Source organism: bacterium (assembly GCA_023145965.1).
GTDB lineage: Bacteria > UBP14 > UBA6098 > UBA6098 > UBA6098 > UBA6098.
This window is the reverse complement of record JAGLDC010000001.1, coordinates 21579-34844: the sequence shown is the minus strand read 5'-3', so window position 1 is coordinate 34844 and position 13266 is coordinate 21579. Positions and strand designations below refer to the sequence as shown.

At 42.4% G+C, this 13266-nt stretch carries 13 protein-coding genes; 1 reads left to right on the top strand and 12 read right to left on the bottom strand.

The features are described 5' to 3' along the window. The 11 genes from KAH81_00160 to KAH81_00110 form a co-directional block, all read right to left on the bottom strand. On the bottom strand, positions 1 to 422 hold a 422-nt coding region (locus tag KAH81_00160), incomplete at its 3' end, for a glycosyltransferase (GenBank protein MCK5832062.1). Next, on the bottom strand, positions 422 to 1255 hold the full coding sequence (locus KAH81_00155) for a glycosyltransferase (protein ID MCK5832061.1): 834 nt from the start codon (positions 1253 to 1255) through the stop codon (positions 422 to 424). The genes KAH81_00155 and KAH81_00160, both read right to left, overlap by 1 nt. 13 nt (positions 1256 to 1268) lie before the next feature. After that, positions 1269 to 2471 (bottom strand): glycosyltransferase family 4 protein, encoded by a 1203-nt coding sequence (locus tag KAH81_00150; GenBank protein MCK5832060.1) that lies wholly within the window; start codon positions 2469 to 2471, stop codon positions 1269 to 1271. Further along, a complete protein-coding gene (locus KAH81_00145; GenBank protein MCK5832059.1) occupies positions 2468 to 3379 on the bottom strand; it encodes a glycosyltransferase in 912 nt (303 codons plus the stop codon). The genes KAH81_00150 and KAH81_00145 overlap by 4 nt, the downstream gene beginning before the upstream one ends. Beyond that, positions 3376 to 3972, bottom strand: coding sequence for a class I SAM-dependent methyltransferase (locus KAH81_00140; protein ID MCK5832058.1), 597 nt, complete (start codon positions 3970 to 3972; stop codon positions 3376 to 3378). Before KAH81_00140 ends, KAH81_00145 begins: the two co-directional genes overlap by 4 nt. Continuing rightward, positions 3950 to 5461, bottom strand: coding sequence for a lipopolysaccharide biosynthesis protein (locus tag KAH81_00135; protein MCK5832057.1), 1512 nt, complete (start codon positions 5459 to 5461; stop codon positions 3950 to 3952). The genes KAH81_00140 and KAH81_00135 overlap by 23 nt, the downstream gene beginning before the upstream one ends. Next, entirely contained in the window at positions 5454 to 6926 is a 1473-nt protein-coding gene (locus tag KAH81_00130) for an oligosaccharide flippase family protein (protein MCK5832056.1), read from the bottom strand. The genes KAH81_00135 and KAH81_00130 overlap by 8 nt, the downstream gene beginning before the upstream one ends. Then, positions 6927 to 7883 carry a KpsF/GutQ family sugar-phosphate isomerase gene (locus KAH81_00125; GenBank protein ID MCK5832055.1) on the bottom strand — a complete coding sequence of 319 codons (957 nt, stop codon included), beginning with the start codon at positions 7881 to 7883 and terminating at the stop codon, positions 6927 to 6929. Positions 7884 to 7886: 3 nt separating this feature from the next. Next, complete coding sequence (locus tag KAH81_00120; GenBank protein ID MCK5832054.1) at positions 7887 to 8657, bottom strand: NAD+ synthase; 771 nt, start codon at positions 8655 to 8657, stop codon at positions 7887 to 7889. Next, positions 8657 to 9064 (bottom strand): YkgJ family cysteine cluster protein, encoded by a 408-nt coding sequence (locus KAH81_00115; GenBank protein ID MCK5832053.1) that lies wholly within the window; start codon positions 9062 to 9064, stop codon positions 8657 to 8659. The genes KAH81_00120 and KAH81_00115 overlap by 1 nt, the downstream gene beginning before the upstream one ends. Positions 9065 to 9192: 128 nt before the next feature. Continuing rightward, complete coding sequence (locus KAH81_00110; GenBank protein ID MCK5832052.1) at positions 9193 to 9456, bottom strand: hypothetical protein; 264 nt, start codon at positions 9454 to 9456, stop codon at positions 9193 to 9195. Between the two features lie 80 nt (positions 9457 to 9536). Here KAH81_00110 and mfd point away from each other — a divergent pair, with 80 nt between their 5' ends. Continuing rightward, entirely contained in the window at positions 9537 to 12953 is a 3417-nt protein-coding gene (gene mfd, locus KAH81_00105) for a transcription-repair coupling factor (GenBank protein ID MCK5832051.1), read from the top strand. A gap of 1 nt (position 12954) precedes the next feature. On the opposite strand, the gene KAH81_00100 is transcribed toward mfd, so the two are convergent. Continuing rightward, positions 12955 to 13257: a PLDc N-terminal domain-containing protein gene (locus KAH81_00100; protein MCK5832050.1), complete on the bottom strand. Its 303-nt coding sequence runs from the start codon at positions 13255 to 13257 to the stop codon at positions 12955 to 12957. Positions 13258 to 13266 lie beyond the last annotated feature (9 nt).

The window sequence follows — 13266 nt, the reverse complement described above, 5'->3', positions numbered from 1 at the left end:
ATTAGCCTATCAGCGCGTTTGAGCGAACTTTTTAAAAAAAGGCTATGCGAAATTTTATGCAAAAATGAATGCCTCGAAGGCATTGTAAGACTGGACAAATCATGAACTGTAGAGATAGTTTTACAACCTGAATTCGGCGGAATAAGAAAATTCGTGCCGTGAAAAATATCTATTTTATTCCGTCTAAGTTCTTTCGGAAGCGAACGAAACAACCATGGTGTCGAGCGGGTAAATTCTCTCTTAGGTTTGATCTGAATAAAATTGGAAGCTAACTCTGCACCAAAATCAAAATTCCTATGTGCGAAAAGATAATATTCATTTTCGCTATCTATTTTTGAAAGTGACTTAATCAGATTAAAAGTGTATGTGCCAATTCCAGTGCGGGTTTTTGCAAGCGGAGAACAGTCGATAGCAATTTTCATTAGCCACCTCCTCTAATTACCGAAAACACATAACTCGTGGCGTTTATAAAATGTCCAACCGCCCTAAGAGGCCAAAACCCGAATCTGTGACCAGTCGGACCACCGACAAAAAATCTCACCGGAAATAAACTCCATTGCAAGATGAGATAAACAACCGCCTTCCCTTTGGACAATAACCGAACGCCCTCGAACGGAATATCTTGACGTTTCGCGAGTATAGCCCGTGCACCACCATACCATTTTTCGCGCCGATAGAATTCCCCCCAGTTTTTCGGAAGAGGGTGATAAACAAGCGTATTGGGCGCAACAACCACCTTCTTGCCGATAGACCTCATTCGATGCCTAAATAGGTTATCCACACCTGCAACGAGCGTATTGTCAAAACCACCAATCGAATCGAAATCTCTGCGATGAACAGCACAGAAAAGAGTAGTTGCCATATCACTTTCGACTGCTTTATCGACCACCGGCGAATGCGTTCGGGCAAACTCTCGGCGGTATTCTCTCTGGAAGAACTCAACATCTAAAGGGATATCCTGTGATGTTCCGACTATGCCGATTGTTTCATTCTCCAGAAGAGTATCTATCACATTTTCTAAAACATTAGAGTCGGATATTATAGCATCGTCATCAATGAAAACGAGAATATCGCCATTGGAATGTTCAACACCCACGTTCCGCGCCATAGAATTAGGGCTCACTCCCTCCACAATGATGAATTCGTCTGGAATTAACGAACCCGATAGAAGAATTTTAATAAGTAATCTAACATTAGCCTGTCTTTCGGCTCGGCCGGCAGCTATGATCACGCTTATTTTTTTACTCTCTAACAAAATAACTCATCTATTAAGAAATGTCTTTATAAACATTACTTAAAACCTTTGCATCGACAGACCAATTATATTTTTCCCGCACGACATTCTTGCCGGCGATTCCCATCGCTTTGCGCTTTTCGTTATTCTTCGCAAGCTCAATAACTGCGCTTGCAAAATCTCTCGGGTCGAATCCCACAACAACACCACATCCGATTTCACACACAATTCGGGCCACCGATTCGGATGGACTGCATATAATCGGAAGCCCTGCGGCCATATACTCGAAAAGCTTATGTGGACTCGAAGCGTTGTAATTAACATTGTCCCTTAGGTGTAATAATGCTAAATCTCCGGCTGAAAGAATTGTAAATATCTCCTTATGAGGAACTCTATCCATAATCAGCGTATTATTTTCCACTCCTAGTTCCTTGGCTCGCAATTTTAGCTCATGGATATCCCGCTGAAAACCAGCCCCAACAACCATCAGAATCGCATTGGGAATTTCTTTTAATATCCTCGGAAAAGCTTCGAGAGCAATAGAGATGCCCTTGTCGAGGGAAACGACACCGAGATATAAAATCACAAATTTATCCTTGTATTTTTCGGCGAAAGCAGGATCCGGTGGATCGAACCGATCGATATCGATAGTGTTCTGAACGACGTGTATCTTGCTTTCCGGAAGTCCTAACGATATAAGTCTTTCGCGAAACTCAACACTATCGACAAGCGTGGCGTCGAAATCCCTCACCGTCCGCGCCTCATATCTAAGCCATCTATCGAGACCTTTAAATGGTTTCTTTATAAAGTCGAGAAACTTTGTTCTTTCCCTCCATGTTTGAATTGCATATGGATAATTCTCGTAGAAATCTAAAACGACAGGAATATTATGTTTTCGAGCTGACTCTAGGCATATTTCTGCAAGCGGAAGATTCACCACATGAAGAACCTCAATATTTTTTTTCTCGATGAATTTATCCAACGCTCGCTTCAAAAAAGGGCGATTATAAGAAAAAGAGAAAAGCAAGGTATCGAGTTTTCGAATAATGGGATTGTCGTAAATCGAGTATCTAACAATTTCTAGATTATCTTGAATAACCTCTTTCAAAGCCTCGCTTTTACGATGCATACAGAAAATAAACACATGGTATCCACAGGAAACAAGGGCTTCTGTTTCTTTTTTAAGCCTGCTTTCCTCGGGGTAGGGTTCCGCGTGGATTATGGCTATTCGCTTCAAATCTCGCCCCTCTTTTTTAATCGAAAAGTCTCGATCAGAATACCCAATTTATGAGAAACAGTCGTTGCCCATAAAACGAAATCCATTCTTAAAAGTTTCACTGAGCTTAGCTTTAAGTCCTGTCGTTTAGCCCATTCCCTATAGTAAAAAGGCTTCTTAGGAATAAGAAGGTCCTTACAAAACCGCCTAAATGATATCCATATCGAAATCCGCTCGCCGTTCTGAATAATAGCCTTCGGCATTCCAATACCGGTTCTGTGGACCTTCTTTATCAAAGACCAGAAAGTTCTGGTAGGATGCCAAACGATAGCGTTATCCGAAAAACCTATCGTATATCCAGCTTTCAAGACGCCGTTTGAAAACCTGTAATCCGCACCTGATTTAGAGTCTTGAGGGAATAGGCCATATTCTTCAAATACTCTTTTATGCACGAAAAGATTACCGGAAAGAGCGGCGCGCTTTTTTCCTATAAGAGATTCATTGTTAAAATGAGAATACGAGTCCACAAGTTCGGCAGCAGTCATTTTTCCATAGAAAAATTTAACAGGTCCGCCCACGAGGTCGGTCCCAGATTCAAGGAGCGTTTTAACTCCCTCACTTATCCATTGCTTTTCAGGAATACAATCGGCATCGATAAGCGCGATAACTTGCCCCTTCGCTTTTTTAATCCCGGTATTCCGAGCGGCATAACTTGATTGAACCTCGCGCTCATATAGAAGACGGACTTTCTCGTAACGCTGGACTATTTCGGGGGTTGCATCGGTTGAGCCATTATCGACAACGATTATCTCGAATGACTCTTTTGGATATTCCTGGTTAAGCAAAGGGTCGATGCACTTTGCAATATATTTTTCAAAATTATATACTGGAATAATAACGCTAACAAATGGCAAGTTGTTGACACTCATTTCTTTTCCCGTAAAACGAAAATCCTATGATAGGGATTCTCGAATATCCTATAGGTCTTCTCAACATTTAGCCCACACGATTCGATTTTCCCGATAACGGTTTTTAACTTATACCCGGGATAATCTAGTTCCCAAAAATGTTCCTTACTTAAAAGATGCCATCTTCCGGTGAGTTTAGGAAAGAGCACCTCACCTATTCGCGGAAGCTTATAATTACCATAGCGTCTTCCATGTGGAAGCGAGATTAAAACATGGCTTCTCGATATCCTAGCTAATTCGGCAATCCCCTTTTGAAAATCGTCGAATGGCAGATGTTCGAGAACTTGAAAAGCAGATACCGCATCGAAAGAGGAATCGGCAAAAGGTAAGGAGTGTATATCCCCTACAACATCGGGTTCGAGTCTTTGTTCAAGATCGACTGTTGTTATATTGACACCATTTTTGATGAGATATTCCGAAACAAATCCATTGCCGATGCCTACTTCGAGAACATTTTGGGGATTCGTCGTTAAAATCTCGTGTATTTGATGCCAATAAGAAATAAACCTTTCTTTGGAATCATAATTAAAGCTATATCGATTGTCGTTTTCCAAATTTCGCTCCGAGTTTTTTTGCCATAGTTTTTATATCACTAAGGTAGTTTAGTTGCATGATTCTGTCAATTAATAAAAGAATAATCGCGAATGAAACCGATACAACCAGAGCTTTGATTATAAGCCCTTGAAAATTACCAGAGGGTAAAAAAGGTCCAATAAGAAAATAAATCGCTACAGTAAATGCAGCTGACAATAGAGTTGGAAAAGTATTGGAAAATACATCCTTCATCCCGATTTGGAAAAGACCTTTTAATTTCATATAGGAAAAAGGCAAGGGCAAAAGATGGCTAATTAAAACGGATATCGAGGCACCTTCTATTCCCCATGTCGCCATTAGTGGATAAATTGTAAGGGCCAATATTCCTAAGCGAATAAGGTTCATTTCGAAATCGTATCTAGGCTTTCCAATAGCAACGAAAACCGGGCCAAAAGAAGCCATTACAGACCTGATAAATCCACTTAAAGCGAGAATTTGAGCAGGGAAAATCACGGGGTTCCACTTTGTTCCCAATATAACAACAACAAAATCGGGCATCAATACGATTATTAAAATCGTCATCGGAACAGAGACTGTAAGTGTAAGTCTCAGTGTTCTGAAAAAACCATCACGCAGTCGAGGCAATTCATTTTGAATCTTACTATATACTGGCAATGCCACCAAAGATATTGAATGAGTTATCTCTGTGGTGGTGAGATTCGATATCTTATAGGCCATTTGATAAAAACCCAAAGCTGTCACACCCATTATCTTGCCAAGCAGAATATCATCGCCCTGTGTCGAGAGAAAAACAACGATGCTGGATAGAAGCACCCATTTCCCAAAAGAAAATAATTCCTTCGCTTTTTCAATATCTAGAGCGATTTTCGGCCTATAATCACAAAGAATATAACCCATTATTACACGCACAGTTTGGCCAGCAAGAAAGCCATAGACCAGAGCTCGGACATCCTTCCAGAGAAATGCTAAGACTACTGCAACCCCAAAATCACATATTCCTCCTGATAATTGCCACACAAACTCCTTTTTTAAATTTAGGCTCTTTCGCCATAGGACAGTCCCGATGTTGTTGAAGCCCCAGACAAAATTGGCGAGGGCGAGAGTCCTTATAACGTGGACTGCAGCTGGATTCCCGAAGAATATCGCTATTGGTTTTGCGGCCATCAGAAGTATTATCGCGATACCAATCTCACGAATAAGTTCGAGTGTCCAAGCTGTATCGAGATAATCGCGGGTTTCGCCTGTTTTTTGGATAAGTTTCGATCTAAAGCCTGTTGTAGAAAATAATTCTATAGTCGAAAGAGCGAGAAGAGCTATACCCATCAGTCCGAAATCGTTTGGAGCTAAAAAACGGGCGAGAATAATAGTCCTTAGAAAACCCAGAGTTTTCTGAGTAATCCGCACAGCCATAATCCAGAAACCACCCGAGATGGCTTTATCTGTGTATCCGTGTCTTTTATTAGATTCTATATTCCCTGTATTATCCATTATCAGTAGTATTAAATCCCCCTGCGTTATTTGAATCCGGATTAATGGACATTTCCTTATTTAATTTGAACCTACTCCATGGTTTCTCATCCAAGCAGAAGAGAATAAGCACCGAAAATACGAGGAATATTGCTAGCCTTATTAATACCGGCTCGACAAACCACACAGTAACCATACCGATACTTACAATCGCGAGAATGGAGAATATTCTCCCCCATGAATATTTGACAGGCATGAATGGATTTGCCACGCGGAAATTCATATATGCCAGTGCGATATAGGAAGCCAAAGTCGCCCACGCCGCCCCTATGAAACCGTATTGAGGTATTAAAATTACATTTAGTAAAATATTCGAAAGTGCCGCAAGACCGGTTATAACCGGAATATATATGGTGCGGTCGCGCGTTTGAAAAGCGGCACCAAAGAAAAGAGAGGAGGCATCGAACAACACTGCTAATGAAATAGGTATCAACACCGGCCTCGCTGAATAATAAAGCTCGCCAACAAATAATTGGAAGATTTCAGTAGAAAAAGTAACAAGCCCAAGCGCAGCAAAGCCAAGAAACGCGAATAATAAATTAAAAACCTTAGGATATATCCGGTTTGCGATTGCATTATCCTTCGCAAGCTCGAACATATAAGGCCCCCATGCAAACCTAAAGGCAGTATATAAAAGCAAAACAGCGCCGCCAATTTTGTATCCCACAGAATAAATCCCCGCTGAATCGAAGCCCTCCATAAACCTTAAAAGAAGCCTATCCGATAAGGTTAAAATAACCGTTGCCAACGATGCAGGTATAAAAGGAATTCCCCAAAATAATAATGAAGCTAGAAGCTTCTTTGAAATTGGCCATACAAAATACGAGCTTACTCGATAAAGAAGCGGCGCCAGAATAATAACATCAGCGATAATACCCGCGATAAGTATTCCGGCAACTCCCATATCCATATGCCACACTAAAATGAAATTGCCCGCAAGAATAAGAAGTATCTTCGCAAAAGAATAAGAGATATAACCGATTGGCTTTTTCTCCATTCTGAAAATTAGTAGTAAAATAAGTAATGCCGTGTCGAGACTCGATCCAAGAGCGGCAAGCCCCACTAGGTCACCCCTTCCGGGATTACCCGTAAGTAAGTTCGATAAAGGGCGCGAAAGGATCATCGATAAACCGATTATAACCACAGAGCTAAAAAAAACCCATACTATAGTTATCGTGAATAGCTCTTTTCGTTTACGTTGGTCGTTTGTAACCACAAAGTGCTTAAAAAGCGCTACATTCATACCACTCATCGAAAGCACCATCATAACAGTCACAAAAAGCACGATAAGCTGATAAATACCGTATTCCTCAGGAAGCAATGCATTTGTATAAAGTGGAATAAGCAGGAAAGCGATGGCCTTGGTAAAAATATCACCGAAACCATAAAGCATGGTGTCGCGTATAAGATCGCGCCTAAGAGACATCTACACGACCCGAGTTTCGAGTATATCATGAAGATGAACTATCCCAACCAACTTCCCTTCTGAAAGCACAGGAAGTGCTGTGATTTTCTTGGTTTCCATCAACCTAACCGCCTCCCCGACAAGGGCATTTGCCTCGATAATAAACGGTTTTGTGGTAGAAAAAGTTGATATTGGAAGTGAAACAATATCCTCATTGGGGTGTGCTTGAAGCGCTCGACGAAGGTCGCCGTCTGAGAATATGGCCATTAAAATTTCTCTTTCGGAAATAAGGACATGACCAAGCCGCTTCTCGCTCATTTCAAGAATACCCTCCATAACAGTGGCATTCGCACTTACAATAGGCATGGAATCGCCAGAACGCATAACGTCAAAGACACGCTTTAGCAGCACTCCAAGGTTCCCTGCTGGATGGAACATTGCAAAATCCTCTTTAGTGAATCCCTTACGTGCCATAAGAGCAATAGCGAGAGCGTCGCCGAGCGCCATAGTAGCAGTAGTCGAGGTAGTCGGCACGATCCCAATGGGTTCGGCTTCGGCAGAAACTCCGATATTGAGAACAAGGTCGGCTTCTTCGGCGGTTGGTGAATTTGGATTGCCCGTAATAGCTACAATCTTGATACCCATTCTTTTAAGAAGAGGAATAAGATTTTGGATTTCCGGTGTGTAACCACTCTTTGTTATTAGAATAACACAATCATTGGCGGTTATCATCCCGAGATCACCATGGAGAGCCTCGGCGGCATGAATAAAAAGGCTCGAAGTCCCAGTCGAGGCAAGAGTTGCTGCTATTTTCCTGCCTACAAGCCCGCTTTTTCCTAAACCTACAACAATAACCCTGCCAGTGCAAGTTGTGCATAATTCTACGGCTTGTATTAATGGGTCTTCGATCTTGCCAATAAGGTTAGTAATCGCGTCAGATTCAGCCTGAAGAAGCTCAGATATAATTTTTTTACTCATGATTTAAAGTGGTAATCTCTTTATCGAAGGGAATACCGGCATTCTCCTTTTGTAATTGTATTTTATTATTCTATCCAGAACAAGATCGATTTCGTCCGATGAAAAACCCATCTGCAATAACTCAGCACGATCAACGCTTTTCTCGATATGTGCGAAGAGTATTTTATCCGCTATTTCGTATGTAATACCCAGCTCTCCTTCATCTGTTTGGCCATGCCAAAGATCGGCTGTTGGTGTTTTTGTTATTATCCATTCGGGTAATCCCAACTCACGAGCTAATTTGCGCTCTTGCGTCTTAAACAATCCACCGATAGGCGTGAATGCGCATGCCATGTCACCCCAAAGCGTCGAGTAACCAAGGTAGGATTCAGTGCGGTTTCCGGTCCCAGCAACGAGCCTGCAACGTTTCGCAGAAAGGTTATAAAGCACTATCATACGCATTCTTGCGGTGATATTCCCAAGCTGAAGCTCATCGATACCGCCCATAAGTTTGATCATATCATCTACTGGCGCAGATATATTAAATACTTCGAGTTTCCCGCCCAGATGTTCGGATATCTTTCGTGCATCATCGAGGCTCGAAGGATCGCTTACTCGATACGGTAAAGCAATCATATCTACCGAATCCGCTCCCAACGCTTCGACACTCAACGCTGCTGTAACAGCCGAATCGAGCCCACCAGAGAGACCGAGCACAACCCCACCGCTTTTCGATTCAGCGATATATTGACGTATCCAGCTTACAATATTCTCTTTAACAGAATTCCAATTCATCAGTAACTACCCATTTTTTTTAGATAATCCTCGATTTCCTCTTTTGAATGCAGCTCACCCGAATCGACCCCGGGACAATGTTTGGCAACCAGCGCCCACGACCTGGGATTGCGCAAATATTCTGCCCAAAACGGAAAAGCCCTACATTGAATAGGTCTTGCCTTATGAATTTTACAGCCGGAATCTTCATTATAAAAAATGCAGTCTCCATTTGGGAAGCTCTTCAAAACCATCGATTTCTCGAAAACTTCGGTATATTTAGCCTTGAAATCTGCAACACTCATAGAGAGCAATTCAGCCATTGCCTCTATATCTCCGCGATATAGCCATACATAGGCATTGATGCCCCTGCAACAATCGCCACAACGCTTACACGAAAATTTTAGTCCATCTTCATAAAAGGCCATATTCCTCCAGAACATTTATTAAAACAATTAAAGCATTTTTACGCCAAATGCAAACAAAATAAGAAAGGGATTAGTTATTAAGACAATTTGCACAGTGTAAATATCGTCGTTATATTTTGTTAATTATATCATTTTATACGAAGGAAGAAGCCTTCTTTGTGTGCATCGAGATTTCTCGTTAAGTTGCCCCTTGAATGACCGCCTTCATTGTAGGAAAGCACTCCTGCCATCCTCACAAAAGCGGGTATCTCTTGCCTCCCTTTATAACAGATCAAGATCGATAGCACGCGATCTACTCTTCTGCAAATCCTGTAACGATGTGCAACTAAAAGGAAAATATAACACAATCTTATCTCATACATCTTCTTACCCAAGAATTTTTTTATAGACATATAACACTATTTTCATAAATTATCTAAAACCAGCCGGGGGGCGAAAATCGCCCGTCGGCAAAATCAGTTTTTGAAAAAATATGGCTATATCTGCAATTCGAAAGAAAATCCAGCTTTCGGAACCATTCAAGAACCTAAGGCAAATGGTTTCGGAAGGAAATTTACCGGAAATAATCGGAACTTCCAGTTTGGGTTCAGCTATACTCGCGGACTATCTTGTCCGCGAGCTTGGGAAAACTGTGCTCTGGATATCAAACGACGATATATATACTCGCTATTCTGATTGTGCTGAGCTTCTCGGAGATGAAAATGTGCTTCGCTTCCCCGAATGGGACATCAATGCTTATGAGCACAGACATCCATCTGAAGAGCTAGTCGCAACCAGACTTAACACACTTCTTAAATTACACCGCAGTAATCCGAAAGTAATATCTGCTTCACCAAAATCATTTCTATTGCCAACTATCGCGCCAAACTCTTTACTGGAAAAAACAATAAACCTCAGTGTTGGAGAAGATTTTGCGCCGGAAAAACTAATCGATAAACTCGTTGCAATAGGTTACGAGCGCGAGGAACTTGTGGAGTTTCTAGGAACGGTTTCACGCCGTGGCGATGTCGTGGATATTTTTACTTCAACCCATCGCGACCCAGTGAGGATAGAGTTTTTCGGCGATTCGATAGAATCGATTCGCACCTTCTCTGCGGAAAATCAGAGAAGCCGCTCTAAACTCGAAAAAGTTGTAATTCCCCCTGCTGTTGAGTGGGTGAAAGATTTTTGGGGTAATTCAAATCCGAATAGTCTTCGTGACTCGCTTGTAAAGGAGATAACAAGTCATTTATCATCTGTGCATATCGAGGAGATAATCGACCGTATGTCCATCGACCCCAATTTACCGGGAAGCATGTGGTTGTCCTCGATATTCGAGCCAAGATTCGGATGGATTGAAAACCACCTGCCTGATGATGCGATAATTCTCTGTGACGAACCGGAGGACCTCTTAAACAAAGCTGAAGACCTTTTAGCTTTGGCCATAAAACACCACAGGGAACTTACGCGCGAAGGCGAGATACACATAGAGCCAACATTAATTTCCCCCGATGCCGATGCCGTTGAAAAGCGCCTGAGCTTATGCAATTTAATGCCTATAAGGCAGTTCTCAACCGAAGAATCATCGATAGACCTGGGATTTCTACCCGTTCCATCGACTTTCGAGGGACCTGTAGCATTCAGAAAGGGAATGGATCGTCTTCGCGCCGAAGATTATAATATAAGCATCTTCTGCCAGAATGAGTTTCAGCTTAAAAGACTACCGGAGATACTAGAGGAGGCAGAAAAGGCTCCGGCATTTACAGGTAATATTTCCTCGGGTTTCCAGCACAAATTTAGTAAAGAAGCCATAATCACCGGTTGGACTATCTTCGGTAAACGAAGAAAAAAAGCCCCGCAGAAGTATTATAGAGAAGGAAGTATATATTCGCTTCCAACCGGTCTTGCTGCTGGCGATCTTGTAGTCCATACAGATCACGGTATCGGACGCTTCCTAGGAACTGAAACCCTAGAAAGCCGTGGATTCTCGACCGAGTGCTTAGTGCTTCTCTATACTAATAAAGAGAAACTTTTCGTTCCAGTCGAGGATTTTCATCTCGTCCAAAAATACCTTGGAGGCGAATCGGTTCCCCTTGCAAAACTCGGTGGGGCCGCGTGGACAAAAGCAAAAGACAAAGCACGCGCGGGAATCATGGCCCTTGCCGGAGAACTAGTCCAGCTCTACGCTATGCGCGAGATGGCAAAAGGTTATACATCACCAAAAGAGGATGATTTATCAAATGCGCTGGCGGATTCTTTCATATATGATGAAACCGAAGACCAGCTAAAGGTTATCGAAGAGGTAATTTCAGACATGGAACGCGAACGCCCTATGGATAGGCTTATTGTTGGTGATGTCGGTTTTGGGAAAACTGAAGTTGCGATACGTGCAGCGTTTAAAGCAGCGCGTGGCGGGAAACAGGTTGCTATTCTCGTGCCTACCACAGTTCTTGCAGAACAACATTACAGAACATTCAAGGAAAGGCTCGAAGACTTACCCGTGAATATCGATATGCTCTCTAGATTCCGTCAGCCTAAACAGCAAAAAAAGACCCTTGCCGGCCTAGTCGATGGCTCTGTCGATATAGTAATTGCCACACATAGGCTTCTATCTAAGGATATCTATTTCAAAGACCTTGGCCTCCTAATTATCGATGAGGAACAAAGATTTGGCGTGAAGCATAAAGAACGCATCAAACAGTGGAGAGCTAAGATCGATGTCCTCACCATGACTGCAACACCTATTCCTCGGACTATGTATATGGCCCTTGCGGGCGTCCGCGATATGAGCACGATAGATACACCCCCAGCTCAGAGACTTCCCATCTACACCCGCGTCGTGCCTTTTTCCGGCAAGATAATCGCAGAGAATATTAATCTAGAAATAGAGCGTGGAGGGCAGGTCTATTTTCTGCATAACCGTGTTGGCAGCATTGAGGCGATGGCACATTACCTCAGAACAATAGTCCCCAATGCTCGTTTTGCTGTTGCTCATGGACAGATGAAAGAAGGCGAGCTTTCCGACATTATTATGGATTTTCTAGCTGGGAAATTCGATGTCCTCGTAACAACAACAATAATCGAATCCGGAACAGACATACCAAACGTCAATACTATACTCATAAACCGCGCTGACCGATTCGGCGTAGCGCAGTTATATCAGCTTCGCGGAAGAGTTGGGCGCTCGGATACTCAAGCCTACTGCTATTTGATAGCTCCCCCATATCAAAAGATGTCTATCAAGGCAAAAAAGCGCCTTAAGGCACTTCTCGACCATTCAGATCTCGGATCTGGTTTTGCTTTAGCTATGCGGGACCTCGAGATTCGAGGAGCCGGAAACCTACTTGGAGCACAACAGCATGGTTTTATAGAGGAAATAGGCCTCGATCTCTATAGTCGAATGCTCTCCGAAGCAGTAGCTACAATAAAGGGTGAAGCATCACCACACTTTAATCCGGTTAATACACAGGTCGATGTTCCCCTTTTCATTCCGAAAAATTATATGCCCAGCACAAATATGCGTATAGAGTTCTATCAGCGACTCTATATGGCTCCCTCCGAGAAAAAACTCTCCGCAATCAAGGGGGAAATACACGACCGTTTTGGTTCTGCGCCACCCGAAGTGCTTAGACTATTAACCTATCTTAAAATGCGTCTTGCCGCTTCATCTATAAAACTCCCCCTCAAAGAGATAATACTCAAAAAGGGCAAGGGCATATTCCTTTTCAAGCATGGATGGAATCCCTCCCTTGCCGAATTTGATAGGGCAATCTCTCCACTTAAACTCAAGGCCGATTTCAGAAGAGACCCCTTCGAGCTTCGCTTCGAGCTTTCTGGAGAACACGGGACAGATTTACTTTTAATGAAAAATATATCCGAGCGATTAGCTAAAATTCCTATTGAGCGCTAATTTAAAGGCTAGATGGCCTAGGGCAAAGGCCGGGGCTTTCCGAGTCGGGGTATTTAACTACAAAACAGTAAATAACAGCACCAAAAGGCACAATAAGGTTGACAATCAACCATATGGCTTGTTCTGTGGAGCTTTCGAACCTTTTACGCGCACAATCGATTATCATGAGAATCTTTAGAACCATTAAAAAAGTGCTCAAGAGGCTACAAAAGACAATAAACAAAAAATAGAAAATTAGCCCCAAACCACAAAATCCAGCCACAAAAACATCCGCTGAATTCGCGCTTAAAAATGTATATGGCATATTAGTCTC